Raw genomic sequence first — 1,208 nt, forward strand, 5'->3', positions numbered from 1 at the left:
TCAAGAACCTCTTCGGCTACCGGAAGGTGCGTTACAAGGGGCTGGCCAAGAACCAGACACAGCTATTTACCCTGTTCGCCCTCGGCAATCTGGTCTTGGCGGGACGATGCCAAGGACACGGTGACGGGGTCAGTGTGTCTTGAATCCGGCCTGGCAGCCGGATAACCCGGCTGTCGGGTAAAACAGACCACCTGACTTCGTCATTGAGCATGCTGGTAATCATCCGGCTGCCCGCTGAGCTTCGGCTCTTGCGAAATAGCCGGTTCACCTCGGCTCGCAGAACCACTCGTTCCGCGTCCACTACGGACCGCCTGCGGCGGTAGTCGTAATAACTGGACCGAGATACGTCAAACGCTTTACAGACCATCTCAACCGGCTCCTGCTCACTCAACTGGTCTATCAGCGCGTACGATTCATCTCGTCCGACATCAAGAGAGCGGTAGCTTCCTAAGAAACCCGATACTCCCCCTCCGTCAGCAATGGCGTCAATTGATAACCCAGGGACTGTGCTCGGCGCTTCACGTTCGTCAGAATTCGTTGTCGATACCGCTCTTCATAGTAGGTGGCGCCGGGGTCTTGATAGGTCATGCCATGACGCAAGGCATTGTAGAACAACACGGCAATCTTCCTGGCCGTCGCGGTAACTGCCTTGGCCTTGCCGATACGACTGGCCAGCCGTCGATAAAAGGCCCCCAGGGCAGTCTGGGTGCGGCCGACCGTGGTGGCTGCAAGCCTCAATAGCGCCGCTGCTCGGTTCTTTGTGCGTCTCGTTCGGGACGATAGCACTTTGCCACCTGAGATCTTGCTCCCCGGTGACAGGGCCAGCCACGAGGTGAAATGCTTGACGGTAGGCCAGCGCTGCATATCCGTGCCGCATTCACCCACCAACTTGAGTACCAGGTAGGGGCCGAGGCCATGGATTTGGGTCAGGTCAGCACCGATGACAGCAAACAGCGACGCACGAACATCGAAGGCTGGGGCATTGGGGTTGGCGTCCCGATGGCGCGCGGCGGGGAGTGGCTTGTCAGGGACGGGCGTCGTCAGAGAGAGTCGCTTCAGCGTGGCTTCGATGATCTGATCGCATACGGCAACATGCTCGTGATAGCTGTCGTACAGGGCGAGTGACTGGCACAAGGCCAGTAGATGCTCCTCACGGTAATGCCCGCTCAGGGCCTGACGAATCGTTTCCTCGCTGGCCTTGCATCGTG

At 58.8% G+C, this 1,208-nt stretch carries 1 protein-coding gene and 2 pseudogenes; 1 reads left to right on the top strand and 2 read right to left on the bottom strand.

The genetic code is table 11. The annotated features are described in order from the left end of the window. Nucleotides 1-143, top strand: a pseudogene (locus CCD76_RS19940) (IS5/IS1182 family transposase); the annotation flags it as partial. Nucleotides 144-196: 53 nt separating this feature from the next. Here CCD76_RS19940 and CCD76_RS20545 read toward each other — a convergent pair. Together CCD76_RS20545 and CCD76_RS19335 are read right to left on the bottom strand one after the other, a co-directional pair. Continuing rightward, nucleotides 197-442: pseudogene (locus tag CCD76_RS20545) on the bottom strand (IS3 family transposase); the annotation flags it as partial. 5 nt (nt 443-447) lie between these two features. Further along, a partial coding sequence (locus CCD76_RS19335) for a transposase (protein ID WP_143543353.1) occupies nt 448-1,208 on the bottom strand: 761 nt, incomplete at its 5' end.

The organism is Salinicola salarius (genome assembly GCF_002179555.1).
GTDB classification, from domain to species: domain Bacteria; phylum Pseudomonadota; class Gammaproteobacteria; order Pseudomonadales; family Halomonadaceae; genus Salinicola; species Salinicola salarius_A.